Origin of the sequence: Flavobacterium sp. ZE23DGlu08 (assembly GCF_030505335.1) — a bacterium.
Taxonomy (GTDB): domain Bacteria; phylum Bacteroidota; class Bacteroidia; order Flavobacteriales; family Flavobacteriaceae; genus Flavobacterium; species Flavobacterium algoritolerans.
Genome location: NZ_CP130045.1, coordinates 1,607,506 through 1,633,620, shown reverse-complemented (window position 1 = coordinate 1,633,620; position 26,115 = coordinate 1,607,506). Strand labels below are relative to the sequence as shown.

The following is a 26,115-nucleotide window of genomic DNA, read 5'->3' as shown; positions in this document are numbered from 1 at the left end:
ATTTCTAAAGGCGTTTGGATTAAATTATTTTAAAAATTATTTTTTCAATTCCAATAAAACAATATCAAATTCAGTATTGATTGTCACTTTTCCATTGGAAACAATTGCTTCTTTTCCGGAATAGGCATCTTTTAATGGTGTGCCGTCTGCGAAAATTGAATCTACAGCAAGTTCTTTTGTACCAATTACCAAATCCAATCCAACAACTACTTTATCTGTATAATCTCCTTTAGAGAAAGTTCTGCTAAAAATATACGGTTGAGCCGAAATTTGCTTGTGAATTCCTGCTCCTATCGAAGGGTGGTTTTTCTTGAATTGACCTAATTTTTGCCAATGCAACAGCGTTTTTTGAGTTTCAGGATTTGATTTGATAGCTTCCCAATTCATAAACGAACGCAAGGTAGCATCGCCTTTTGTTCCTTCGATAACTAAAGAACGAGCGCTTTCATCACCATAATATACTTGAGAAAGTCCAGGACTCAGTAATAATTTTGTTCCGCTTTCTATAGTTTTGGTACGATTTGCATCAAATGGTCCGCCGTCATCGTGTGAAGACAAATAGTTCAAAACACTATATCCTTTTAAGTCATTGTTTAGCTTGTCAGAATATTTGGAGAATATAAATTCATAGTCTTTTTGTGCATCCCATTTGAACTCAAAATTGATCATATTGTTGAAACCATTTTTAAAATAGTTTATTTTTTTGTCTCCAAAATCAAAAACTTGTCCGCCACTGATGCCATAATTGTAAACTTCAGCAATGGTGTAAAAAGGATTGTTGTCTAAAACTTTTGTCGGATTGTTTTTCTTCCAAGTTGCAAAAGCATAATCACATTGGGTCTTGAAATCAGCCCAAACGGTTTCATCGGTATGTTTTACCGTGTCGCCACGATAACCGTCAATTCCGTAATCCGCAATATAATCCGTCAACCATTTGATGATGTAATATTTTGGGGCTCTTGGGTATCCCGTGCGAGCAAAAAACGCATCAAGTTCTTTCATTTCTTGTTCGTAACGTCCTTCTTTTTTCCATTTTTCGATTAAAAAAGGAGGTAACGCTACCGCTTGATTGTTTTCTGTTTTTATATCCGGAAGATTAGAAACCAGCGTACACGCAGTTGTATTTTCAAACGATTTGTAATCGCAATTGGGTCCTGTTCGCACCCAATCATTTGGCCAAACCGTATCTTCGGGAGTTACGGGACCGGTATGATTGATTACGCCATCAAGAATGATTCGGATTCCGTGTGCGTGTGCTTTTTGAACTAATGCAGCCAAATCTTCTTTTGTTCCAAAGTTAGGATCTAAGTTCGTCCAGTCTCTCGCCCAATAGCCATGGAAACCATAACTTAAACCGGTTCCTTCGTCAACACCATCGTGAATTTGCTCCACTATTGGTGTAAACCAAATGGCATTAATTCCTAATTTATCAAAATAACCTTCGTCAATTTTTTGAGAAATTCCTTTGATATCACCACCTTCAAAACCACGAAGTTTTCCCGTTGTTTTGGTTCTGTTGAAGTTTATATCATTTGAAGTGTCGCCATTATTAAAACGGTCTGTCATTAAGAAATAAACATTCGCTCCTTCCCAAACGAAAGGTGTTTTGTTACTCTCAGCAACTGTTTGTGTACTGGAGCAACTACTCATTATTGTCATGGTTAATAGTAAAAGTGAGATTGAATATTTTTTCATTTTTATAGCATTAAATGATTATTTTTTTTGAAACATATAAGGAATTATCAAATCGCTTAAATGCTTTACAAGGTTCAAATTACTTAAGTTCTAAAATCAAAACTGACTTAGGTTCTATTATAATTTCGTTTGTAACGTCAAATGTAAGTTCAGAAATTACATCTTTTCCTGTTTTAAAGTCTTTGATGTTTTCTTTGAAACGATGTGTATTGACAGTTTTGGTCTCATTACTGTTGTTCATTAAAATCATCACCGTTTCATCTTTGTTGTATCTAAAATAAACGTAGATGTTATTCTCCGGAATGTAATGTGTCATTTTTCCAAAATGAACCGCCGCTTTTGTTTTTCTCCAATTGAATAATTTAGAAGTAAAATTAAAATAATCGCTTTGTCCCGGAGTTCTTCCTTCTTTGATGAAAGCATTGTTTTGATCGCCTTCCCAACCGCCAGGGAAATCTTGACGAATATCAGCATCGCCTTTGTTTTTATCACCGGCCATACCTATTTCGCTTCCATAATACAATTGAGGAATTCCACGAACGGTAGCCATCAAAGTCATTGCCATCTTGTATTTTCTGATGTCGTTTCCGTAGGTTTGATTGAAACGATTCGTGTCGTGATTTTCAACAAAAATCAACATATTATTGATGTTTGGATACAGAAAATCATTTGTAAAATTGTCATACATTTTTACCACTCCTTTGTCCCAAGTTCCTTCGTCTTCACTGAATGCTTTACTGGTTGCCTCATATAATGTAAAATCCATTACACTTGGTAAATACGAGTTGTAATTTTGTATTTCAGCAATTTTACTGTCTTTTTGCCAATACGCCATTTGCGCTTGACTTTGCATCCAAACTTCCCCTACAATATTAAAATTTGGGTATTCATCGGTGATGGATTTTGTCCATTTTGCAATTCCTTTTGGGTCTGAATAATTATAAGTATCTACTCTAAATCCATCCAAATCGGCATATTCAATCCACCAAATCGCATTTTGAATCAGGTATTTTAAAGTCAAAGGATTTGTCAAATTTAAATCGGGCATCGATGGGACAAACCAACCGTCTATCGTGATTTTTTTATCAAATTTTGAAGCATTAGTGTCGTGGATAACCGTTCTTTTATGATTGGTTTGCGTGTAGGTTTCAAATTGATTGATCCATTCTTTCGTAGGTAAATCTTTCATCATCCAATGTTCAATTCCCCAGTGATTCGTCACATAATCCATCACGAGTTTCATGTCTCTTTTGTGCATTTCGGCTGCTAATCGAACATAATCAGCATTGGTTCCAAAACGTGGATCTATTTTATACACATCAGATTGACCGTAGGTGTGATAGGAATGTTTGGCATCGTTATCTTCACAAAGCGGCGTACTCCAAATGGTCGTTGCGCCCAGTTCTGCTATATAATCTAAGTTTTTTATGATGCCTTCAATATCGCCACCGTGTCTTCCGCCCGGTAATTCTCTATTGTATTTTTCTTGGGTAGCATTTTCACTGTCGTTGTTTCTGTTTCCATTGGCAAAGCGATCCGGCATCAATAAATACATCATATCCGAAGAATCAAAGCTTTTGCGTTGCGCTGAATTTTCTCTTCTTTGGCGCAAGCTGTATTTTTGTGTAAACGTTTCTTTGTTGTTGTTTTTAAAAGTAAAAAGGAAATCAGAAGCAGCCACTTTTTTGGTGTCAATGGTAACAAAAATGTAGTTGGAGTTTTCCGTTCTTTTAACGTTAGTTATTTTTATGCCATTAGAAACCGTGACTTGGTATTGAGAAATGTCTTTGCCATAAAAAAGAATTTGCAGTTCTGGATTTTGCATTCCTGCGTACCAAAAAGGCGGTTCAATTTTGTCGATTTGAGCGTTTAAAGTTAAAGACATAAAAAAAAGGAATAAGGTTATTTTTTTTAGAAAGCTCCTATTTATGAACGGAAACGAACCTGTTTTATGCATTGTGAAATATATTTTATTGACATTTAGATTTTTCGCTCACTTAAAATAAAGTCTTTTACTTTAAAATAGTCAGCCGATTTTATAAAAATTGGAATCCTCAAATTTGAATTAAGAACAGTTATCAATTAAACAATCCCAATGTTATTGGGATTGTTAGTAAGCCTAGCGAGGCTTGGGATCAAGTGATAGAATTAACTACAAGTTCTAGCAATTGTTTATTATACCGTAACTAAATTCTCAGACTTAACGATTACAGACTGACCATTTACTATGATTTTCAATTCTTTGTCGCCATCAATTGAAAAAGTTGTTTCCTTATGGTTAATTGCTACTTTCAAAATTTGATTTCTGAAATTAATTTTAAACGAGTAACCTTCCCATTCTTTTGGAATTTTTGGAGAAAAATGAAGCGTATCTTCTTTAATTCTCATTCCGCCAAATCCTTCCACGATACTCATCCAAGTTCCTGCCATCGATGTAATATGACAGCCTTCTTCCACTTCTTTATTGTAATCATCTAAATCCAGACGTGAAGTTCTCAAATAGAACGTGTACGCCATATCCATTTTATCTAATAAAGCCGCTTGAATCGAATGCACGCAAGGCGAAAGTGAACTTTCATGAACGGTAAATGATTCGTAAAATTCAAAATTGTTTTTCAGTTCTTCTTTCGAAAAATGATCTTCAAAGAAATAGAAGCACTGCAAAACATCGGCTTGTTTGATGTAAGGCGAACGTAAAATTCGGTCCCAAGACCATTTTTGATTGATTGGTCTTTGGCTTTTATCCAAATCAGCTACGCGAACTAATTCTTTGTCCAAGAAACCGTCTTGTTGCAAATACACGTTATGTTCTTCCGAAAAAGGGAAGTACATATTATCCGAAACTTTTTTCCAAGATTGTAATTCAGAATCCGAGATTTTTACTTTTTCCGTAATTCTTTTGTGATCTGAAGGATATTCCAGAGATACCTTTTGAATTTGCTCGTAGGTATATTCCAAACACCATTTTGCAATATAATTGGTGTAGAAATTATTGTTTACGTTGTTCTCATATTCATTTGGACCTGTAACTCCAAGAATTACATATTGGTTTAAATGAGTCGAAAAGTTGGCTCTTTGATGCCAAAAACGTGCAATTGCTATTAATACTTCCAGTCCTTTTTCAGGGATATAACTGTAGTCGCCAGTGTATCTGTGAAAGTTATAAATGGCAAATGCAATGGCTCCGTTTCTATGAATTTCTTCAAAAGTAATTTCCCATTCGTTATGGCATTCTTCACCGTTCATAGTTACCATTGGATACAAAGCAGCACCATTAGTAAATCCTAATTTAGCAGCGTTTTCAATGGCTTTATCCAATTGATTGTAGCGGTAGGTCAATAAGTTTCGAGCCACTTCTTGATCTTTGGTCGCCATGTAAAACGGAATGCAATACGCTTCGGTATCCCAATAAGTCGATCCTCCGTATTTTTCTCCTGTGAAACCTTTTGGTCCAATGTTCAAACGGGAATCTTTTCCTAAATAGGTTTGGTTCAACTGAAAAATATTGAAACGAATTCCTTGTTGTGCTTTTACATCGCCATCAATTGTAATATCTGACATTTCCCAAATTTTTGCCCAAGCATCAATCTGGTCCTGCAACATTTTCTCGTATCCTAACGCTAATGCGGATTGAATCACTTTCTCCGCTGCAGTAACGGTGTTTTCATGGTTTAAAGAAACCGTGTAACCACCAATTTTTTGTATAGATGATTTTTGGCCTTGAGCCACAATTACATCATAACTAAATTGAATTTTATCGGAAGTTGCATCAATATTAGAGGGAGAAATAGCCGTTTTTTCACCATTAGACAAAATGCTATTTTGCATGAAAGTGGTTACTTTGAAATGTGTTTTGAACGTTTGTGCCGTTACAAAAGCTTCATTTACTGATTTTTTCACCTCAAGTGGTTCCCAGAATTTTTCTTCCCAGTTGGCATCTTCATTGGTTACACCAGCATCAATATATGGTTTGTACACTATTTTTGAATCTTTGTTCAAAGGTGTGATTTCGTAATTAATAACCCCAACTTCATCCAAAACGATAGAAAGAAAACGACGAATAGTAACTGCTATTTGAGTTCCGTTTTTCAATGTGGCTTCAAAAGAGCGATTGTACCAACCTTCTTTCATGTTCAACTCACGACGAAAATTTTTGACTTCGGTACAGGTATTCAAATCGAATTTTTCTCCGTTGATTTCGATGTCGATTCCAATCCAATTGGGAGCATTTAAAACTTTCGCAAAATATTCCGGATAACCGTTTTTCCACCAGCCCACTTTAGTTTTGTCCGGGTAATATATTCCTGCGATGTAACTTCCCTGGAATGTTTCTCCAGTATAATTTTCTTCAAAATTAGCACGTTGTCCCATTGCACCGTTCCCAATGCTGAACAAACTTTCAGATGATTTTACGCTCTCTACATCAAATCCTTCTTCTATGATTGACCAATTATCTGGTTTTATATAATCTTGATTCATTCTTTCCTTGTTGTTTAAAGTTTGAAAAATGTATGGTTTAAAGGTTCGATTTTATGGTTTTACCACAGTTTATGGAACCTCTTATTTTTTATTCTATCTTTTTATTAAGTCTTCTATGAAGTTAGTATCAATTGCTGTGAAATCTTTAAAGATGTATTTTGCTTCATGCAAAATACCAGCTTCACCGATTCCTATACTGGTCATGTTTCCAATATTGGCCGCTTGAACTCCCGCCACTGAATCTTCAAAAACAAAAGCATCTTCTGGTTTTGTTTCTAATAATTTAGCGGCAATCAGGAAAACTTCAGGATCAGGTTTTGCATTGGTCACATCATTTCCATCGACAATAACATCAAAATAAGATAGTATTCCTGTTTTCTCCAGAATAGGTCTGGCATTTTTACTCGCAGAACCCAATGCTATCGGTTGATTTTTTTCTTTTAGAAATTTTAAAATGGGATATACTCCAGGAAGAATCTCGCTTTCGTCCATGTCAACTAAATAGGATAAATACTCTTCATTTTTTTGAAGTAACCATCTGTCTTTATCTTCTTGTGAAGCTTCCACTTTTCCTAATTCTAATATAATATCCAAAGAGCGCACACGGCTTACTCCTTTTAATAATTCATTATGTTCCAGTGTAAATTCAATATTTAACTCATTTGCGATTTTTTGCCACGCTAAATAATGGTATTTTGCTGTGTCAACAATTACTCCGTCCAGGTCAAATATGAATGCTTTTCTATTATTCATGAATTTCAATTTTTGTTCTGTTGTTTACTCTAAGGGTAAGTAAACCGGCAAATATCATCGATACTCCGCCAATTAATAATGCGTAAATAGGTTCGTTTTGAAAAAATTGTTTGACAATAAAACCTAAGATTGTTGCGGCAACAATTTGAGGAATAACTACGAAAAAGTTGAAAACTCCCATGTAATAACCCATTTTTGCTGCTGGTAAAGCGCCAGATAACATCGCATAAGGCATTGATAAAATACTGGCCCATGCAATACCAACGCCTAACATTGGAATTAATAATAAATATTTGTCTCCAATAAAATAAATAGAAAGTAATCCTACACCACCAGAGCACAATGCCAGTAAATGTGTGGATCGAACCCCTACTTTTTTTGCTATTACAGGCAATAAAAAAGCAACTGCAGCAGCTACTCCATTGTAAACCGTGAAAAGAACTGATACCCAGTCAGCAGCATCATTGTATACTTTTGAAGTCGTATCTGTTGTTCCAAAAATATGTTGTGTAACGGCTTGTGTCGTGTAAATCCACATGGAAAAAAGTGCAAACCAAGAAAAGAATTGAACCCAAGCCAATTTTTTCATTGTGGTGGGCATGTTCAATAAATCGGTCATGATGATCGTGAAACCATTTTTTATTTGGACAACCCTAAGTCTGGAAGTAACCATAAATAAGATTCCAATCACAATTAAGCCTATAAATAAAATGTAGAGTTCTTTAGTAAGTTGGTTTTCGTAAATAATAAACGAAATGATGCTTCCTAACAAAGTCATTACAAGTCCTAGATTGAATTGTCTTTTGATATTCGCTTTGCTTTCGAACTCAGTTTCAATTGGAGCTATTTCTTTAGTGTCTTTGTCTTTTTGTTCAAAAGCTTCTAATTCTTTAGGAGAATATTCAGTAGATTTAAAAACAGTCCACAAAACCGCCAACAGAAAAACAACTCCTCCTATATAGAAGGACCATTTTACAGAATCTGGGATGATTCCTTCAGCTGCAGTATTGCTTACGCCAAAAACATTTGTGAAAATGTAAGGCAGTAAGGAACCGACAACGGCACCCAATCCAATGAAAAAACTTTGCATGGCAAAACCTAAAGTTCGCTGCTTTTCGGGTAGATTATCCCCAACAAAGGCGCGGAAAGGTTCCATCGAAATGTTGATTGAGGCATCCATCATCCATAATGTTCCAGCAGCAATCCACAACGAAGGTGAATTGGGCATTATAAACAAGGCTATTGATGATAAAATGGCACCTATCAGAAAATAAGGTCTGCGTCGGCCTAATCTGGTCCAAGTTCTATCGCTAAAATAACCAATTATAGGTTGGATAATTAAACCGGTAACAGGAGCAGCAATCCATAAAATAGGGATTTCATCAACCTTTGCACCTAATGTTTCAAAAATTCTTGAAGTGTTTGCGTTTTGCAGTGCAAAACCAAATTGTATTCCTAGAAAACCGAAACTCATGTTCCAAATTTGCCAGAAACTTAATTTACGCTTTTCCATTATCGTAATTTAAAAAATTAATACGATAAGCGCTATGCTTATCAAAACTTATCTTATTTTCGAAGTAAAAGTTGAAGCTTTGAATGGGTAAATATAAAAATATATTTCAAACATTTGTTTCTCATAAAAAAATTAAAGGAAACATTTTCAACTACAAGGTTGTAGTAATGAATAAACTAACAAATAAAAATTAATTAGTTGATTCTCTTTCTATCAAATGGGTTTCAATTACTTCAGTTTTATAGTTTTCGTCCTCTTCGTCTTCTTCAGATTCGAGTCTTTCAATTAGCATTTTTGCGGCTTTATTTCCCATTTTTATTCCACTCTGACTTACGGTAGTAATAGTAGGAGTAGAATATTTGGAAATTATACCATCTGTAAAAGCAATAACCGCTAAATCATTCGGCACATTCAGTCCTATTTTATTAGCTGTTTTGATTATAGTAACTGCAAAAAGTTCATTTACAGCAAAAACGGCATCAATAGCTTTGTCTTCCAGTAGTTTTCCAATAGTGATTTCGCAGGTGTCAATGTCTTCAATTTTGATGATTAGGTCTTCATTAAAAGGTATTCCGTTATCCAGAAGTGCTTTAGTGTAGCCATCAGTCCTTAGTTTTCCTACGCTTACATAGTCAACGGTGGTCACCAGGGCAATTTTTTTGCGTCCTTTATCAATTAAGCTTTGAACGGCTTCATAAGCCGCATATTTATCGTCTATAATTACTTTGTCGCAAAGGATATCATTGGTAACTCTGTCAAACATCACAACGGGCATTCCTTGATTGATGACTTCGGTAATATGATGAAAATCGCCTCTGAATTGGGTTTCTTTTGAAAGCGACATGATAAAACCATCAATGCTGCCATTAGCCAGCATTTCCATATTTAAGACTTCTTTGTCAAAGGAATCGTCTGACAGACAGATGATAACGCTATATCCATTTTCATTTGCAACCTGTTCGATTCCGTTAATAACTGTTGAAAAGAAATGGTGGACTATTTCTGGAATAATGATTCCAATGGTTTTGGTTTTTCTGTTTTTTAAACTAAGTGCAATATTGTTTGGCTTGTAGTGGTAAAATTTAGCAAATGCTTGAACTTTTAGTCTGGTTTCTTCACCTATTTCGAGGCTATTTCTCAAAGATTTTGAAACGGTAGAAATGGATACATCTAATTCTTTTGCAATTTGTTTAAGCGTTATTTTCCTTTTCATGGTGAAGATATGGTAAAAAATTATTTCTTAATAAAGATAAAATTAAATTTTATAAATGGTAATTAAACTGATAAAAATTTATGTAAATCAGAAAGTTTTCAACACTATTACGTTTTCGTAAGTCAAATAAAAAGGGGCCTTGTCGAGCGTGACTAAATTTACATAAATTTAACATTCGAAGTAATAGTTAAGGTTGAAAACTCAACAAAAAATTAAATTAATTTAAACAAAAAGTATGAAAACAATTTATAAAAAGTTGTTAATTTTATTACTGCTACTCCCTTTTAGTATTCTGGCTCAGAATACTGTTGGCGGAACTGTTCTTGATAAAGTGTCAGGACAGCCAATTCCGGGGGTAAATGTAAATGTACAAGGTGCCGCTAATGGTGTTTCTACTGATTTTGATGGTAAATATCTGTTATCTAATGTTAAGAAAGGTGATAAAGTAGTATTTTCTTATATCGGATATAAAAATACTGTAGTGGATTATGTTGCCCAAAAATCATTAAACGTTTCTTTAGAAGAAGATGCGAATCAATTAAAAGAAGTTGTAATCCAAGTAGGATACGGAACAGTTAAGAAGAAAGATGCTACAGGAGCTGTAACGGTATTGACAACTAAAGATTTTAATAAAGGACCTGTAACTTCTGCGGATCAAATGATTCAAGGTAAAGTTGCTGGTTTGCAAATTATCAATGGAGGAGGTTCTCCAGGTGAAGGTGCTACAATTAGAATTAGAAGTGGGTCTTCTTTATCTGCAAATAACGATCCTTTATATGTAATTGACGGAGTGCCAGTTGCTGCTGGTGGAGTAGAAGGAAGTAGAAATCCATTGTCTACTATCAACCAAAACAACATCGAATCTATTTCGGTTTTGAAAGATGCTTCGGCGACTGCAATTTACGGTTCTCGTGCTTCTAATGGGGTAATTATCATTACTACCAAAAAAGGAAAAGCAGGGGATTTACAAATAAATTATAACGGAAATTTTCAAGTATCTGAAATCACAAATAAAGTGGATGCTTTGTCAAGTACTCAATTTAGAGATTTCGTAACGGCTAATGGTAATGCTGCACAAATAGCTTTGATGGGTGCTGCTGATACAGATTGGCAAGATGAGATTTACAGAACAGCTATTGGTACAGACCATAATATTTCATTAAGTGGAGGTTCTGATAATATAGTATACAGAGCGTCTGTAGGTTATGCTAATTTAAATGGTATTTTGAAAAGAGATAACATGGAGAGAACAACATTAGGTGTTGGTGTAACAGGTAATTTCTTGGACAATCATTTAAAAATCGAATTGAACAATAATACGTCAGTTATAAACAGTAATTATAGTGACCGAGGTGCTATTGGTTCAGCTATTCGTTTTGACCCAACTCAGGTTGTAAGAAATCCTGACGGTACCTTTTTTCAATGGTATACTTCTGCTACTGAAATCAATCAATTGGCTGGAAGAAATCCATTGTCTTTGATTGAACAACAAAATAATTATGGTACTTCATACAGAAGTATTGGAAACATCCAAACGGAATATAAAATGCATTTTTTACCAGAGTTGAAAGCGGTTGCTAACTTTGGTTATGATGAATTAAGTGGTAGATCTTTCGGTAATACAGATGCTAATTACCTAAATGGTTTGTCAGGTTCTGGATATAACAATAGCTATGAAAGAACACAATCTCGTTCGAATAAGTTGATGGATTTATTTTTAAACTACAATAAAAAAGTAGATGCAATCAATACTGTTTTTGATGTAACTGGAGGATATTCATATCAAGATTTTAGAGAGTTTTATAATTCTTCAAATTTTGAATTTCAGACTAAAAACACAACTTCACCACCATCTTTTCCATCACGTATCAACTTGCAATCTTTCTTTGCAAGAACAAATATTACTATCGCTGACAAGTATTTATTGACCTTGTCTTACAGACGTGATGGAACTTCAAGATTTACAGAAACTAATCGTTGGGCAAATTTCCCTGCTGTTGCTTTAGCTTGGAAATTGAATGAAGAAAACTTTTTGAAAGATGTGTCTGCTATATCTACATTAAAAATCCGTGGAGGTTGGGGTATTACCGGACAACAGGATATTGGATTTAGTTACCCATCTATTCCATTGTATTTAGCATCTAATACAGCTGCTCAATACCAGTTTGGAAGTGATTTTTATACTACATACAGACCACAGCCGTATAACAGTAACTTGAAATGGGAACAAACTACTACTGTAAATGCAGGTTTAGATTTTGGATTTGTGAACAATAGAATTACAGGTAGTGTTGATTTATACGAAAGAACTACTGAAGATTTATTATTGTACACTCAAAACCCATCTTTCTTTGGATTCTCTAATTATGATAATTACAACGTAGGTACAATCGAAAATAAGGGAATTGAAATTGCTGCAGAAGTTATTCCTGTTCGTAATGACGATTTTGAATGGAGAATTGGTGGAAACATAACATTCCAAGATTCTAAAATTACTAAGTTGACGACTACACAACCTAATACTCCGGGTATTAATATTGGAGGGTATGAAGGTGCTACAGGAAACACGATTCAAAATCACCAAGTAGGATATGCGCCAAGTTCATTTTATGTATATGAGCAAGCGTATGGCGTTGATGGAAAACCATTAGACGGTGTGTATATCGACAGAAATAAAGACGGATTGATTACACAACAAGATAAATACCGTTTTCACAAACCTGCAGCTGATGTTTTTTACGGTTTCAATACAAGTGTAACCTACAAAAACTTTGATATGGGAATGAACTGGAGAGGATCTTGGGGTAACTATAATTACAACAACGTAGATTCAAGCAAAGGTTCTTTCAATAACATTTTGATCAGAAATACAGATTTATCAAACGGTGTTGAAAACCTTTTGGAAACAGGATTTAGATCAAATGACACAAAACGTTTCGAATCGGATTACTACATTCAAGATGCTTCTTTTATTAGATTGGATAACGTAAGTGTTGGATATACTTTCAATCAAAAAGAGAATTCAACTTCATTAGTTAAATTGACATTATCAGCTCAAAATGTTTTGGTAATTACTAAATATGAAGGATTAGATCCAGAAATTTCTGGAGGTATTGATGGAAATTTATACCCACGACCAATTACTTTCACGTTAGGTTTAAACGTTAATTTCTAATACAAATAACAAGAAAAATGAAAAAGACACAAATAAAATTATTGGGTATTTCTTTGTTACTGTTGGTGATGTTATTCCCATCGTGTACAGATGATTTGAACCAAGTCCCGGATAGCGCAAATGCAATTCCAGGTGAAGAATTTTTTAGCACGCCAGAGTCGTACAAACAATATTTGGCTAAATTATACGCAGGATTTGCTACTTCAGGTCAAACTGCAGCTGGTTCTCCTGATATCTCTGGAATTGATGAAGGAGAAAGTCAATACATCAGAGGGTATTGGTTAATGCAGGAATTAACTACAGACGAGGCTGTTATTGGTTGGAATGACGGAACAATAAAAGATCTTCACAATCAGACTTGGACTTCTTTAGACCGTTTTATCACGGCTACATTTGCTCGTTTCTCTTTTCAAATTGTAAACTGTAATGAGTTTTTAAGACAAACTACTGATGAGAAATTAGCATCTAGAGGTCTTGATGCTGCTTTAATAGCAGAAATTAAAACGTACAGAGCAGAAGCACGTTTCTTAAGAGCATTGACATATTGGCACTTAATCGATATGTTTGGTGGTGGATCTTTGGTGACTGAAAATTCTCCAAGTACATTCTTTTACCCTGAGTATGCTACAAGAGCTGAATTATACAAGTTTGTTGATGAGGAATTAACAGCAATTACACCTGAATTGAAAGCTGCAAAAACCAATGAAGCATATCGTGTAGACCAAGCAGCAGCTTGGATGTTACAAGCTAAATTGTATATGAATGCGAAAGTATATATTGGTACTGATAACTACGCAGGAGCATTGCAATTAATTACTAAAGTGATAGGGTCAGGTTATGCTTTGCATACTAATTACAACCAATTATTTTTAGCTGACAATGATAAAAATGGAGCTCAAAACGAATTCATTTTTGCAATTGCTTTTGATGGTCTAAGAACTCAAACTTATGGTGGAACTACTTTCTTGACGCATGCACCAGTTGGTGGTACCATGAAAGCTTCTGAATTTGGAATCAATGGTGGTTGGGCCGGAATCAGAACTACATCGGCATTTGTAGATAAGTTTAATGGAAACACTACAGATACAAGAGGACAATTTTATACGGATGGACAAACGAAAGAAATCGTTGATGTTAGTTCATTTACTGATGGGTATGCTATTCAAAAATTTAGAAATGTAGATGTTAATGGTGTTTCTGGTTCAGATAAGGCAGGGAATTTTTCTGATTCTGATTTTCCAATGTTCCGTTTGGCAGATGCTTATTTAATGTATGCTGAATGTGCGGTAGTTGGTAAAGTAGGTGATCTTGGAACTGCAAGAGGCTATGTAAATGCTTTGAGAACCAGAGCAAATGCTTCAACTATAGCTACTCTTACTGCTGATGCTACAGGTGCAAACTTAATTCTTGATGAAAGAGCAAAAGAACTACACTGGGAAGGTCACAGAAGAACGGATTTAATTCGTTTTGGTAAATTTTCAGGCGGTAGTTATATATGGCCTTGGAAAGGAAATGTAGCTGGTGGAGCGCCAACACAAGCGTTTAGAAATTTATTTCCTATTCCTGCTACTGCATTATCATCAAACAGTAAATTACAACAAAACCCTGGATATTAATAATATTTAAAATAAATAGAAAAATGAAAAATATAACTAAATCAGTAATTGCTTTATTCGCGATACTTGCCTTGTCTTGTAGCGTTGAAGATGTAGAAGATAGACCAGTAATTCAAGGAGTTGATACTCCGGAATTAGTTGCGCCTGAAAATGATAAATCATATGTATTACTTGAAGAAAATGCTGATGATGTTGCAGAGCGTTTTGTTTGGACCAAAGCAACTTATGGTGGCGATGTTGAGATAGGATACAAACTTTTAATTGATGTTAAAGGGGGCGATTTTACAAAAGCAATTGAATTAGGAGGAACTTCTGGTGCAACTCAACTCGAAGTTACTGTAAAAACCTTAAATCAAGCAGTAATTGAGTTAGGTGGTATACCTGATCAATTAGGATCTTATGATATAAAAGTAATGTCAAGCCTTGCAGGAGTTGAAAAAATGATGTCTGAAACACCATTGACTATTTTAGTTAATGCGTATACAGGATTAGTGCCATACGCATTTACAGATTGGTATTTAATTGGCGCAGCTGTTGAAGGTGGTTGGGATAATAATGTTGATACGAAACACCAACCTATGTTTAGAGGTGGAACGAATCCAAGTATTTATAAATTTACAGGGTACTTTACTCAAGGAAATTTTAAGCTAATTTCTGAAAAAGGGAGTTGGGCTTCTCAATTAGGGAATGCAGGAAATAATACAATTGAAATTAAAGATAATGCAGGTGAATTTACAATTTCAGCTTCAGGATACTACACTTTTACATTTAATGTTGAAACGTTAGCTTACACTTTAGTTCCTTATAACGCTTCTGCGGCATCAGTTTATTCAAGAATCGGTTTCTTAGGTTCATCAAGAACTGGTTCTGATGTAGGTTGGTCTGGAGATGATTCAGAAATGACTGTGTCAGCATTTAGTCCTCATGTTTGGACACTAAGTATTTCTCTATTTGACGGTAAAGGGAAATTTAGAGCAAACAATGCTTGGGATACTAATTGGGGAGGAGATACGGAATTTTCAGGGTTTACTGGTAATGGTGCTAGTGGAGGAGATATTCCAGTTGCAAAATCAAAATACAAAATTTATTTCAATGATTTAGATGGTAGTTATTTGATGTTGCCAAATCAAGAATAATTTATTTCAAAATATTTAAAGGCTATCTCATAGGTAGCCTTTTTCTATCTAATTTAATTAACACTAAACCATGAAAAAAACTATACTTTTTTTATTGTTTTTCCTTTCAATTGTCGCTTCAGCTCAGCAACAAACAATCGCTTATACCATAAGCCCAGCTACTTTTGAAGAAACGACATCTATTACCATTACCATCAATGGGAATAATGTAAATGAAGCAACTTGGGGAGTTACCGGAAACGCATTATACATGTGGACTTGGTCTTTTGACATCAATGATGCAAACAGTATTGATTGTCCTACTAACGGTACATGGACTGCGTCCAACGAAGCGAATAGGTTTGCTTACAACTCAGTTACGAATACCTATACTAAAACATTTACTCCAAATACCTTTTACAATAGAAATGGAATAGGGAAAATAGGCTTTCTTATTAAAGCTAAGGACGGAACTGGAGATAAAAAATCGCAAGATAATTATGTTGAAGTTGGTGCGTACCAAGTGACATTAACTACTCCGGCTGAAAATGGTTCAACAATTATTGCTTCAGGTGGAAGTTTGACTATTGCAGCTACTAATACCGGTGGAAATGCCAGTTATGTGCTAAAAGCAAATGGTACAAATTTAAATACAAATGCTGCCACTTCCAGTTATTCCTATAATCATACGAATATTACAGGGAACCAAAATTACGAGCTGCTGGTTACTCAGGGAACAACCGTAATCACTAAAAAGTTCGGTGCTGTAGTCAATCCGGGTACGGTTAGTGAGTCAATGCCAGCAGGTTTATTAGATGGAATCAATTATAATGCTGCTGATGCCACAAAAGCAACTTTGGTTTTAGATGCTCCATTCAAAGATTTTGTTTATGTAGCAGGAAGTTTCAACAGCTGGCAGCCTACGGCTTCTTATGCGATGAAAAAAGATCCTGTTTCTGGTAAGTTTTGGTTAGAATTAAACGGATTAGTTTCAGGAACAAATTATACGTATCAGTATTGGGTCGTTGATGCTACACCTATTGCAGGCACGCCTTCTTTAGTGAAAACTGCCGATCCGTATTCGACTCTAGTTTTGTCTCCTAATGATGATCCTTTTATTCCAGCTTCTACTTATCCAAATCTTCCGGTTTATCCAGTAGGTCAAGACAGAGAAGTAACGGTATTGCAAACTGGAAAAACTCCTTACGCTTGGAGCAGTGCCACCACTAATTTTGTTAAACCTGCTAAAGAAAAACTGGTTGTTTATGAATTATTGGTTCGTGATTTTGATGCCAATAGAAGCTATCAAGACTTGATTAATAAAATCGATTATTTCAAAAATTTGAAAATAAATGCGATTGAATTAATGCCTGTAATGGAATTTGAAGGCAATGAAAGTTGGGGTTATAATACCTCTTTTCATATGGCTTTGGATAAATTCTACGGAACTTCTGATAAATTGAAAGAGTTTGTGGATTTATGCCATCAAAACGGAATTGCGGTAATTCTTGATGTAGCATTGAATCATGCTTTTGGAAGAAATCCAATGCTTCGTATGTGGATGAATGATCCTGACGGAGATGGTTGGGGTTCTCCTTCAACTGAAAATCCTTATTTTAATACAACGGCAATGCACAGTTATAGTGTGGGCGAGGATTTTAATCATCAACAACCCAGAACACAAAACTATGTGCAGCGTGTCATTAAACAATGGGTAGAAGAATATAAAATTGACGGATTTCGTTGGGATTTAACCAAAGGATTTACTCAAAATTGTCCTGCTAATGTTACTGGTGGTCAAGAAGCTTGTACCGGAGTTAAACAACAAGATAGAGTAGATGTATTGCGAAAATATGCTGATTATTCTTGGAGTTTAGACCCAACACATTATACTATTTTTGAGCACTTGGGTAATGATGATGAAGAGCAACTTTGGGCAAATTACAGAATTAATGAAACGCCAAGTAAAGGAATTATGATGTGGGGAATAATGACCGGTCAATACAATGAATTGTCAATGGGGTTTGCCGGAAATATTTCTCGTATGAACAGTACGAGCAGAGGTTTTACCACAAATAGATTGATGGGTTATGCCGAAAGTCATGATGAAGAACGATTAATGTATAAAAATTTACAATTCGGGAATAGTACCAATGCTGCCCATAATGTAAAAACACTAAATGTAGCTTTGTCTAGAATGTCAGCAATTGGAGCCGTTTCTTTATTGGTTCCAGGACCAAAGATGATTTGGCATTTTGGTGAGCTAGGTTGGGAAAATTCTATTTTTGCCTGTAACAATGGAACGGTAAATACTTCGTCCGATGCTACTTCTGGGGATTGTAAATTAGATACCAAACAGCAACCGCAATGGGTTACTAATTGGCTTGGAGATACCAATAGAAGTAAAATTTATAACGATTGGTCCAAAATGATTACGATGAAAACTGTAGAGCCTGTTTTTTCAGGAACTGCAACCATATCGAATACTAGTTCCTTGTATCCAAATATCAAAATTACCAATAGCACTTTGGCGTCAAGCCAACTTAAAGATGTTTTGATCTTGGCTAATTTTAATGTTACTACACAAAATGTAGCAACTGGATTTCCTTACACAGGTGAGTGGTACAATTTGATGGACAATACAACAATCACGGTGACTAATGTAAATGATCCAATCACAATTCCGGCTGGTGAATACCGAATCTATGGAAACAAAACGGCTTCTTTGGCAATAGTTGATTATGAAAAAGCACCAACTGTTTTGTTGTATCCAAATCCGGCTTCGAGTTATTTTACTTTAAATGCTGCAACTTCCAAAGTTCAAATTTTTTCTATAACGGGACAATTGGTAAAATCGTTTGATGCAAATCAATCTGAAGGGAATCAATATATAATTAGTGATTTGAATCAAGGTTTTTATATAGTAAAAGCGTATGATGAGAATAATGGAGTTCAGGTATTGAAGTTCATTAAGGAATAGTACGGTTTGTTTGTTTTAAATGTTTGAAAGGCTGTCTCTACAAAGACAGCCTTTTTTATATAAAAAAACTGCTTCGTTTAGGAAGCAGTTTTTAACAACAATTAAAACTAAAATCTAAATTTTTCCGTCTTTGATTTCTTCCACAATTTCAGGATTCAATAACGTTGAAATATCTCCAAAATTAGAGTAGTCTCCTTCGGCAATCTTACGCAAAATTCTGCGCATGATTTTTCCGGAACGTGTTTTTGGTAAACCGGAAACAAACTGAATTTTGTCTAATTTTGCTATCGGTCCAATATGGTCTGATATGTGTTGGTTAATCTCTTTACTAAGATTTTCTCTGTCGCGATATTCTCCCGTTTCTTTTAGAATTACAAAACCATACAAAGCATTCCCTTTGATGTCGTGAGGGAAACCTACAATGGCTGATTCCGCAACTGCCGGATGTTCGTTGATGGCATCTTCAATAGGTGCAGTGCCCAGATTATGTCCGGAAACAATAACTACATCATCTACGCGACCCGTAATTCTATAATACCCAACTTCATCACGCAACGCACCGTCTCCAGTGAAATATTTGCCTGGAAAGGTAGAAAAATAGGTGTCTTTATAACGCTGGTGATCGCCCCAAATGGTTCTGGCAATTCCTGGCCAAGGAAATTTAATGCACAAACTTCCGGTTACTTGATTGCCTTCAATTTCGTTGCGCTTTTCATCCATTAAAACGGGTTGAATTCCCGGTAATGGCAAAGAAGCATAAGTTGGTTTTGTTGGGGTTACAAAAGCAATTGGCGAAATCATAATTCCTCCGGTTTCTGTTTGCCACCATGTATCTACAACTGGACATTTTTTATCTCCTACGTGGTTGTTGTACCAGTGCCAAGCTTCCTCGTTGATAGGTTCTCCTACAGATCCAATTACTTTCAAAGAAGTCAATTGATAGCGTTGTACGTATTCGATGCTTTCTTTTGCCAAAGCTCTAATGGCTGTTGGAGCAGTATAGAACTGAGTGACTTTATGCTTTTCGATGGTTTGCCAAAAACGACTGAAATCAGGATAGGACGGAACCCCTTCGAAAATTACAGTTGTGGCTCCATTCAATAACGGTCCATAAAGAATATAAGAATGTCCGGTAATCCAACCAATATCAGCAGTACACCAGAAAATGTCATTTTCTTCGTAACTAAAAACATTTTTAAAAGTATACGCGGTATACACCATATAACCGGCTGTGGTATGCACCATTCCTTTTGGTTTTCCGGTTGAACCGGATGTGTAAAGGATGAATAAAGGATCTTCGGCATCCATGATTTCGGCTACGTTATTATCAGAAGCTTTGTCTAAAAGTGGTTGCAACCATTGGTCACGACCTTCTTTCATATTGATAGTTGAATTTATTCTTTTGGCAACCAAAACGTTCTCCACACAAAGGCAATTCAATAAAGCTTCATCAACGATACTTTTTAAATCAATCGTTTTGTTTCCGCGATAGCCACCATCAGAAGTGATGACCATTTTACATTCGCTGTCATTTATTCTTGCAGCTACTGCCGAAGCAGAAAATCCTGCAAAAACAACCGAGTGAATGGCTCCAATTCTGGCGCAAGCCAAAGTGGTAATGGCTAATTCTGGAATCATTGGTAAATAAATACAAACACGATCTCCTTTTTGTATGCCTTGTTCTTTCAATACGTTTGCCATTTTACAAACGCGTTCGTACAATTCATTATACGAAATATGCAATGCTGCTTCATTTGGGTCATTCGGTTCAAAAATGATAGCCGTTTTGTCTCCTTTTTTAGCAAGATGTCTGTCGATACAGTTTTTTGTAATGTTTACTTTAGCTTCTGTAAACCATTTTATTTCGGCCTCAGCCATATTAAAATCGACTACTTTGTCCCATTGTTGGTACCAAGTGAAATTTTCGGAAGCAATTTTATCCCAAAATTTTCTTGGCTCGCGAATTGATTTTTTGTAGTGTTTGAAGTATTCTTCTAAAGTATTAATTTTATAGTAACTCATGATTATTGATAAATTTTATAAATTATAAACCCCTATTTTATATTTTTTTAATGTTGCAATGATTTCGTCCACAATCGATTCGTCATCTATAGTTGACGGAATTTGAAATGACTCGCCATCTGTAATACTGCGCATTAATTTTCGGAGGATTTTCCCCGAGCGCGTTTTTGGTAATCGCTGTACAATGACTACATTTCGTAACGAAGCTACAGCTCCAATTTGCTGGCGAACCAGTTTAATGATTTCTTGTTCCAATTGATAATGCTCAATTTCGGCGCCTAATTTGGTTACCACCAAAGCCAAAGGAACTTGCCCTTTTAACTCATCCTGAATTCCAATAACAGCGCATTCAGCAACGGATTGATGGGAAGCAACAACTTCTTCCATTTCCGCGGTTGATAAACGATGTCCAGCCACATTAATGACATCATCCGTTCTTCCGGTGATGAAGATATAACCGTCTTCATCCTTGTAACCACCGTCGCCCGATAGATAATATCCGTCAAATTTACTGAAATAACTGGCTTTAAAACGGGCTTCGTTCTCCCAAATTCCCAACATATTTCCTGGAGGTAAAGGTAGTTTTACGACAACCAATCCTTCTTCATTCGGTTTTAATTCTTCGCCGTTTTCATTAAAAATCCGAATGTCATATCCACAAACTGCTTTTGTTGCGGAACCGGATTTCACAGGCATTTTTTCAATTCCAAGAGAATTAGCAATCATTGGCCAGCCAGATTCTGTTTGCCACCAATGGTCAATTACAGGAATAGGAATGTGCTGTTGGTACCATTCTAATGTGGCGTTATCACAACGTTCTCCCGCCAGAAATTGATTTTTAAGATGGCTTAAATCATATTGTTTGATGAATTCTCCATCAGGATCTTCTTTCTTGATTGCTCTGATGGCAGTTGGAGCCGTAAACATGGTGCCCACTTTATGCTCTGAAATTATTCTCCAAAACGTACTCGCATCTGGAGTTTTGATAGGTTTCCCTTCAAAAATTATGGTGGTATTTCGATTCAATAACGGTCCGTAAAGAATGTAGCTGTGACCAACTGCCCAACCCATATCTGAAGCCGCCCAAAAAGTTTCGTCTTGGTTTACATTATAGATGTATTTCATGGAAAATTTCAATGCTACTGCATAACCACCGGTATCTCTTACGATTCCTTTGGGTTTTCCTGTAGTGCCGGAAGTGTATAAAATATACAGCGGATGATTGGAGTGTAAAGGAATGCAAGGCGTTTCTTCGGAGCCGTAAACCAAGGCGTCGTAATCCACATCATACTTCTTAAACGGAATTCTGGCGCCTAATTTCCTGTTGAAAACAATTACTTTTTTTGGTCGGTGAGAAGCAAGTTCAATAGCTTCATCTACCAAAGGTTTGTAGGCAATTAATCGGTCAATCTCTATTCCGGATGATGCCGTTATGATTGCTCTGGGTTTGCAATCATCGATTCTAATCGCCAATTCATGCGGTGCAAAACCTCCAAAAACAACCGAATGAATAACTCCAATTCTCGCACAAGCCAGCATGGCAAATGCAGTTTGAGGAATCATTGGCATGTAAATTATGGCAGTATCTCCTTTTTTTAATCCTAGTGATTGCATGCCTCCTGCGAGTTTTGCCACTTCGGTTTTTACTTCTGAATAGGTGTATTTTTTTACGGTTTGTGTTACCGGAGAATCATAAATAAAGGCGGTTTGATCGCCATATCCGTCTTGAATATGCTTGTCTAATGCGAGATAACAAATGTTCAACTCGCCATCTTTGTACCAAAGCGGATAGCCGTTCTCGTCTTTCGACAAAATTGTTTCCGGTTTACTGTACCACTCAATTTCATCTGCCTGCGCTGCCCAAAATGCTTCCGGTTGGTCGATGCTTCGGGCATAAATTTCTTCGTATTTCATGGTGTTGAATTTGTTTCTTATTGAATTAAATCCTGTACTTGTTCTATTAATTTTTTGACTGAGAAAGGTTTGACCACATATAAATTGGCACCTAATGAAAGTCCTTTTTCAATGTCTTTTTCTTTATTTTTTGCTGAAAGGAAAATGACTTTGCAATGCCGCAATCGCTCGTCTTTTTTTATTTGTTCCAATGTGGCAAAACCATCAACCATAGGCATCATCACATCCAGAATAATCACATCGGGAAGTTGTACTTCTAAAATATCCAAAGCCTCTTGTCCGTCACGTGCTATAAAAACTTCAAAATTGTTCTTCTTGAAAGTATATTCCAGTGCCATTACAATGTTTGGCTCGTCATCTACAATTAAAATCTTTTTCATTTTTAACTATTTTCTGTTGTATTATAATTGGGTAACGTAAAGATGAAAGTGGCTCCGTCAGTTACATTATTTTCACTCCAAATACTTCCTTTATGGTGTTCTATAATTTGTTTGCAAATGGCTAAACCTAAACCGCTTCCTATTGGTTTTTTAATATTCTGGTTTCTCGATTGATAGAATTTATCAAAAATGGCTTCAGCATCTTCTTCTTTAATTATTTTGCCGTTATTGTGAATTTTGACTTCTATATTGGTTTCATTTTCAAGAATCGAAAGTTCTATTTTCCCATTTGTTTCCGAACAAAATTTTATGGCATTCGATAATAAATTATGAATCACCTGAACAATTCGTTCTTCGTCATAAAAAGCTCTTATTTCTTTGTTGGAATCCTTGAATTCAACAGTTATGTTTTTGTTTTTAATTAATTGATTCAGGGAATCTAAAGTTTTTTTAATCGTTTTTGTGATGTTGTTTTTAGACAAATAAATCTTTTGCTTTCCAGTTTCAAATTTTTCTAAATCCAGAATTTTATCAATCAAACGATTCAAGCGATCGGACTCCGAAATGATGTTTTGTAAAAACTGTTTTCTCAATTCTTCCGGAATGTCATCATCGTCATGAAGAATCTCACTTGCGGCACGAATCGCTGTTATTGGCGTTCTCAATTCATGGGTAACCGTATCCAGAAATTCATCTTTTTGAATGTCTTTGTTGACCAATTCCTGATTGGCATTTTTTAATTGTTCTGATATTTTTTTTAATTCATTCGAAGTATCTGTCAGCTTTTTATTGATAATTATATTTTCTTTGGATTCCTCCAAAATTCGCAACACTTCGGGCAAACTGATTTTGTCTTCCTTAACTACACTTGATATTAATATTTTGGCGGAAGCCGTACCAATGTGTCCCGTCAATAAATTCTCGGCAAACTTTATAAATCGCGCATCGGCAGTCGTGATATTTTTATCGATGTTGTATTTTAAATTGAAGATAGTCAAAGCTCGTTTTGTTCGGTCTTCGCCAAGAAATCGCTGCAGCACTTTTTGAATGTCAGAGATGTAAGCGGTTCCTTTCCACACAAAAGCATTTTCGTGATTGGTGATGTATTTGTCAATATCCACAAACATTTCGGCATAATTACGCTCTCTGTAATTCCCTTTGAAACTCACCGATACAGCAGCATAACTCATGATATTAATGAGCAAGCTCCAAAAAACAGCATGTGGTATGGGTTCTAAATAATCCAAACCAAAAAGTTGAAAAGGCTTTAGCAATTCAATTCCCCAAGGCCCTTCCTGAATAAAAAGACTGGTTGATTTTGTGATTCCTATGGCGTACGGAATTAATAGCGTGTAGAAACAGGTTAAAAACCCAAGGATAATTCCTGTTACAGCGCCGTTTTTAGAACCTCTTTTCCAGAATATGGCACCAAAAAAAGAGGGAGCCAGTTGTGCTATAATGACAAATGAAACCAGTCCGATGGACACTAAGGAATAATCCAAAATGAAAATTCTATAGATGGCATACGCCAAAATAATAAGAGAAAAAATTCCTATTTTTCGACTGTTTACAATACGTTTGCTGTTCTTTTTCTGTGAAGAATTTTCCAGTGAACCAATAAAGCCATACGGAATCAATAAGTTGTTGCTCAACATGGTGGCGAGAGCGATGGAAGATACAATAATCATCGAAATGGCTGCTGAGAACCCACCCAGAAATACTAAAACGGTCAGTACGTTATTATCAAAAAGCTGAGGTATCAGCAAGGAATAGGTGTCTGAATTATGACCTTTGCCTTCAAAAAGTATGTTACCTCCCCAAGCAATTGGAAATACAAAAAGGTTGAAAAGTAACAGGTACAACGGAAAAAGCCAAATTGCTGTTCGGATATGGGTTTCTTTATTGTTTTCGACAATAGCAGTATGGAATTGTCTTGGTAATAGGAATATAGCAAACATGGATAAAACACAAAGAAAGAACCAGTTGATTCCGTTTGTAATGCCGCCGATGGTGTTTTTTTTATCAAAATCTTTAAGGACAGCAGCTTTTTGATAAATATCATCAAACCCGTCAAAAACAAAATAGGTAACATAAATACCAACGATTAAGAAGAAAACTAATTTCAAAATGGATTCCATTGCTACAGCGGTTACAATACCGCGTCTTTTCTCGGAAGCATCTACATATTTTGTTCCGTAATAAGAAGCAAATAAAGCCAGTGCCATGCAAACATAGGTTGTAGTATCTGTAAAAATATTGGAACTCGCCTGCGTTTTGGTAACAATATGAAAAGTGTCCGAAATTGATTTTAGCTGTAAGGAAATGTATGGTAAGATTCCGAAAATACAAATTATGGTTACTAGTGCTCCCAGAAATCTACTGTTTCCATATCGTAAAGAAATAAAATCCGCAATACTGGAAATTTTATTTACTCTCGAAATTCGGATAATTCTCTTGAGGATAATCATCCATGTGGGGATAATTAATATGGGACCTAAATAAATGGGTAAATAACTTAAACCGGATTCTGCAGCAACGCCAATACTGCCGTAATAGGTCCAGGCTGTACAATATACGGCTAACGAAAAGGAATAGATGTAAGGATTATTTGTCCATTTAGAATGGCTTCTTTTTTCGGACCAATAGGCAATGTAAAAAAGAATCGACAAATAAAGCATTAATATTAATAAGAGTCCAATGCTATTCATAATATCTTTTTATGATTAAGTACGATATAGCAATTGAAAACAGCCATGCCGAGAAGATATAAATGTATATGATTGGGAATCCAAAAAGTGGTTTTGAACTGTCAAATAACAGCAAGAGCGGCACGTTCAAAGCTAATAGCATTAGCATTGAAAGGATAACCAACTTTTGTTCATGTCTCTTTTTCATAAGAAGATACGGTTTGCTTTGCAGCGGTGTTTGCTTTCGCTTTTTAAAGATTCTGTTTTCGAATCTGGGGTTTTATTTTAAAAATAGACAATCTCTGCAAGTGCATGCAGAGACTGTCTATTTTGGAATTCAGTTAGTTGTCTTTTTCGTCATAATCACCCATTAAGGAATAATACCCAAAAGTTCCTAATCCTAAAACGATTAATGGGGTGAGTATAAAAAGGATAATAATTCCGAATACTAAATCCTCTTGTTTTCCTGACATAAATTTTGGCAATCCAAAAGTAAAGATGCAAAAATACGCTGCAGCAGCAGCAAATGCAATCCAAACTAATCCTAATATTCTTTTTATTTGATTCATAGCT

15 protein-coding genes are annotated in these 26,115 nt (G+C 35.6%); 4 read left to right on the top strand and 11 right to left on the bottom strand.

The genetic code is table 11. The features are described from left to right. Window positions 1–36: 36 nt before the first annotated feature. From Q1W72_RS07130 to Q1W72_RS07105, 6 genes are all read right to left on the bottom strand, one after another. A complete protein-coding gene (locus tag Q1W72_RS07130) occupies window positions 37–1,695 on the bottom strand; it encodes an alpha-amylase family glycosyl hydrolase (protein WP_302137751.1) in 1,659 nt (552 codons plus the stop codon). A 79-nt stretch (window positions 1,696–1,774) separates the two neighbouring features. Continuing rightward, complete coding sequence (locus Q1W72_RS07125) at window positions 1,775–3,580, bottom strand: glycoside hydrolase family 13 protein (RefSeq protein ID WP_302137750.1); 1,806 nt, start codon at window positions 3,578–3,580, stop codon at window positions 1,775–1,777. 290 nt (window positions 3,581–3,870) lie between these two features. Further along, the gene (locus Q1W72_RS07120) at window positions 3,871–6,174 is read right to left on the bottom strand and encodes a glycoside hydrolase family 65 protein (RefSeq protein ID WP_302137749.1); all 2,304 of its coding nucleotides are present in this window, start codon (window positions 6,172–6,174) and stop codon (window positions 3,871–3,873) included. 93 nt (window positions 6,175–6,267) lie between these two features. Continuing rightward, a complete protein-coding gene (pgmB, locus tag Q1W72_RS07115) occupies window positions 6,268–6,927 on the bottom strand; it encodes a beta-phosphoglucomutase (protein WP_099713678.1) in 660 nt (219 codons plus the stop codon). After that, complete coding sequence (locus tag Q1W72_RS07110; protein WP_099713677.1) at window positions 6,920–8,440, bottom strand: MFS transporter; 1,521 nt, start codon at window positions 8,438–8,440, stop codon at window positions 6,920–6,922. Before Q1W72_RS07110 ends, pgmB begins: the two co-directional genes overlap by 8 nt. Window positions 8,441–8,630: 190 nt before the next feature. Next, window positions 8,631–9,653: a LacI family DNA-binding transcriptional regulator gene (locus tag Q1W72_RS07105; RefSeq protein WP_099713676.1), complete on the bottom strand. Its 1,023-nt coding sequence runs from the start codon at window positions 9,651–9,653 to the stop codon at window positions 8,631–8,633. Window positions 9,654–9,888: 235 nt separating this feature from the next. On the opposite strand from Q1W72_RS07105, the gene Q1W72_RS07100 reads away from it, so the two are divergent. From Q1W72_RS07100 to Q1W72_RS07085, 4 genes are all read left to right on the top strand, one after another. Then, a complete protein-coding gene (locus Q1W72_RS07100) occupies window positions 9,889–12,828 on the top strand; it encodes a TonB-dependent receptor (protein WP_302137748.1) in 2,940 nt (979 codons plus the stop codon). 17 nt (window positions 12,829–12,845) lie between these two features. Continuing rightward, entirely contained in the window at window positions 12,846–14,444 is a 1,599-nt protein-coding gene (locus Q1W72_RS07095; RefSeq protein ID WP_302137747.1) for a RagB/SusD family nutrient uptake outer membrane protein, read from the top strand. A gap of 23 nt (window positions 14,445–14,467) precedes the next feature. Beyond that, on the top strand, window positions 14,468–15,580 hold the full coding sequence (locus tag Q1W72_RS07090; RefSeq protein ID WP_121340817.1) for a SusE domain-containing protein: 1,113 nt from the start codon (window positions 14,468–14,470) through the stop codon (window positions 15,578–15,580). Window positions 15,581–15,650: 70 nt separating this feature from the next. Next, window positions 15,651–18,539 (top strand): alpha-amylase family glycosyl hydrolase, encoded by a 2,889-nt coding sequence (locus Q1W72_RS07085; RefSeq protein ID WP_302137746.1) that lies wholly within the window; start codon window positions 15,651–15,653, stop codon window positions 18,537–18,539. Window positions 18,540–18,653: 114 nt separating this feature from the next. On the opposite strand, the gene acs is transcribed toward Q1W72_RS07085, so the two are convergent. The 5 genes from acs to Q1W72_RS07055 form a co-directional block, all read right to left on the bottom strand. After that, entirely contained in the window at window positions 18,654–20,561 is a 1,908-nt protein-coding gene (acs, locus tag Q1W72_RS07080; protein WP_302137745.1) for an acetate--CoA ligase, read from the bottom strand. 15 nt (window positions 20,562–20,576) lie between these two features. Next, the gene (locus Q1W72_RS07075; protein WP_099713670.1) at window positions 20,577–22,475 is read right to left on the bottom strand and encodes a propionyl-CoA synthetase; all 1,899 of its coding nucleotides are present in this window, start codon (window positions 22,473–22,475) and stop codon (window positions 20,577–20,579) included. A 17-nt stretch (window positions 22,476–22,492) separates the two neighbouring features. After that, window positions 22,493–22,855, bottom strand: a complete 363-nt coding sequence (locus Q1W72_RS07070; protein ID WP_099713669.1) for a response regulator transcription factor — start codon at window positions 22,853–22,855, stop codon at window positions 22,493–22,495. Window positions 22,856–22,857: 2 nt separating this feature from the next. Then, a complete protein-coding gene (locus tag Q1W72_RS07065; RefSeq protein ID WP_302137743.1) occupies window positions 22,858–25,563 on the bottom strand; it encodes a sensor histidine kinase in 2,706 nt (901 codons plus the stop codon). A 320-nt stretch (window positions 25,564–25,883) separates the two neighbouring features. Continuing rightward, window positions 25,884–26,111: a DUF6814 family protein gene (locus tag Q1W72_RS07055; protein ID WP_099713667.1), complete on the bottom strand. Its 228-nt coding sequence runs from the start codon at window positions 26,109–26,111 to the stop codon at window positions 25,884–25,886. Window positions 26,112–26,115: the final 4 nt, after the last annotated feature.

Bases quoted from the DNA above. Each gene is read 5' to 3' on its own strand.
- Q1W72_RS07130 (WP_302137751.1), bottom strand. From the start codon at position 1,695: ATGAAAAAATATTCAATCTCACTTTTACTATTAACCATGACAATAATG.
- Q1W72_RS07125 (WP_302137750.1), bottom strand. From the start codon at position 3,580: ATGTCTTTAACTTTAAACGCTCAAATCGACAAAATTGAACCGCCTTTT.
- Q1W72_RS07120 (WP_302137749.1), bottom strand. From the start codon at position 6,174: ATGAATCAAGATTATATAAAACCAGATAATTGGTCAATCATAGAAGAA.
- pgmB (WP_099713678.1), bottom strand. From the start codon at position 6,927: ATGAATAATAGAAAAGCATTCATATTTGACCTGGACGGAGTAATTGTT.
- Q1W72_RS07110 (WP_099713677.1), bottom strand. From the start codon at position 8,440: ATGGAAAAGCGTAAATTAAGTTTCTGGCAAATTTGGAACATGAGTTTC.
- Q1W72_RS07105 (WP_099713676.1), bottom strand. From the start codon at position 9,653: ATGAAAAGGAAAATAACGCTTAAACAAATTGCAAAAGAATTAGATGTA.
- Q1W72_RS07100 (WP_302137748.1), top strand. From the start codon at position 9,889: ATGAAAACAATTTATAAAAAGTTGTTAATTTTATTACTGCTACTCCCT.
- Q1W72_RS07095 (WP_302137747.1), top strand. From the start codon at position 12,846: ATGAAAAAGACACAAATAAAATTATTGGGTATTTCTTTGTTACTGTTG.
- Q1W72_RS07090 (WP_121340817.1), top strand. From the start codon at position 14,468: ATGAAAAATATAACTAAATCAGTAATTGCTTTATTCGCGATACTTGCC.
- Q1W72_RS07085 (WP_302137746.1), top strand. From the start codon at position 15,651: ATGAAAAAAACTATACTTTTTTTATTGTTTTTCCTTTCAATTGTCGCT.
- acs (WP_302137745.1), bottom strand. From the start codon at position 20,561: ATGAGTTACTATAAAATTAATACTTTAGAAGAATACTTCAAACACTAC.
- Q1W72_RS07075 (WP_099713670.1), bottom strand. From the start codon at position 22,475: ATGAAATACGAAGAAATTTATGCCCGAAGCATCGACCAACCGGAAGCA.
- Q1W72_RS07070 (WP_099713669.1), bottom strand. From the start codon at position 22,855: ATGAAAAAGATTTTAATTGTAGATGACGAGCCAAACATTGTAATGGCA.
- Q1W72_RS07065 (WP_302137743.1), bottom strand. From the start codon at position 25,563: ATGAATAGCATTGGACTCTTATTAATATTAATGCTTTATTTGTCGATT.
- Q1W72_RS07055 (WP_099713667.1), bottom strand. From the start codon at position 26,111: ATGAATCAAATAAAAAGAATATTAGGATTAGTTTGGATTGCATTTGCT.